Here is a 1,019-nt window from a genome sequence, read left to right as displayed (position 1 = left end):
CAACTCCGTACCTGTCGTTCTAACTCAGCCCACCAAACGTGATGGCAGCCCAAGGATTCTCGATTAACTGCTGCCCCTTGTTACTGTCATAATTAGTGTAAAAGACAAATCCCGCTGATCGTAGCCTTTCAGCAGTACCATCCGGGCAGAAGGTTTACCATCGGGTGTTGCTGTCGCTATAGTCATGGCATTCGGTTCTGGCAATTGGGCAGCCACTGCCTGGTCAAACCAAATTTTGAATTGCTCAAAAGGATTGGGGTGGACATCGATTTCACTCAAACCCTTCAATGTGTATTCCTTACGTAAATCAGCTATTCTAGTATTCATGTGTCTTGCCTTATAATTGACCAGTTTTGGTGGCATTTTTTATACCTCCCTACCAAGCAGGTGTAGGCTTGAAGGAAAATCCAACTGCTGCTATACTGCACACAGTCATAACCTGAGCTAATCCAAGCTCCCCCCAGCCCCCCAAAATAGCGGGGGGAGAAGAGATAAAAAGTTCAGTTGATGACCGTGCCAAGTAGATGTCCTTGACCTGTGGGCGTTGGGACACCTGTGCACGTTCCAGTAATCGGCAAGTTAAAAAAGCCGATTTTTCGTGTTATCTGTTGTAGAAGTAGTAAGCAACTGCAACGGTTTTGGATTAAGCTGATGCGACAGATTAATTTTTTGCTGATTTTCTCTCTATGTCTGGCACTAGTCTTATTTGGCTTGGAAAATACCCAATCTGTTTCCATTAGGATTATTGATGGTATCCAGGTTAAGGCTCCCTTGGCGATTGCACTGATTCTAGCCATGTGGCTTGGAGCAGTAATAGCCTGGTTATTCAACTTGTGGACGCGATTTATCAATTTTATAGGAACTCGTAAGATGGTTGGGCAGATACGCTCGAAGGATGAACAGATTAGACAATTAGAAGACGACATTCAACAATACAAAATTGAGATTGAACAGAAACAGTTTCTCTTATCGGCATCTGACCCCATGGGAGATAATCCACTATTAGACTAATTCTAGGA

Annotated in this window: 1 protein-coding gene and 1 pseudogene; one reads left to right on the top strand and one right to left on the bottom strand. The window is 43.9% G+C overall.

What is annotated here, in order from left to right:
- Nucleotides 1–327, bottom strand: a pseudogene (locus LYNGBM3L_RS50390) (pyridoxine/pyridoxamine 5'-phosphate oxidase); the annotation flags it as partial.
- Between the two features lie 324 nt (nucleotides 328–651).
- Here LYNGBM3L_RS50390 and LYNGBM3L_RS14480 point away from each other — a divergent pair.
- Nucleotides 652–1,011 (top strand): LapA family protein, encoded by a 360-nt coding sequence (locus tag LYNGBM3L_RS14480; RefSeq protein WP_044492350.1) that lies wholly within the window; start codon nucleotides 652–654, stop codon nucleotides 1,009–1,011.
- The last annotated feature ends 8 nt before the right edge of the window (nucleotides 1,012–1,019 follow it).

The organism is Moorena producens 3L, assembly GCF_000211815.1.
Lineage (GTDB): Bacteria > Cyanobacteriota > Cyanobacteriia > Cyanobacteriales > Coleofasciculaceae > Moorena > Moorena producens.
The sequence above is the reverse complement of the archived record's forward strand: the minus strand, read 5'-3'. Positions and strand labels throughout refer to the sequence as shown.

Excerpts from the sequence above, each read along its gene's own strand:
- LYNGBM3L_RS14480 (WP_044492350.1), top strand. The coding sequence starts at position 652 with ATGCGACAGATTAATTTTTTGCTGATTTTCTCTCTATGTCTGGCACTA.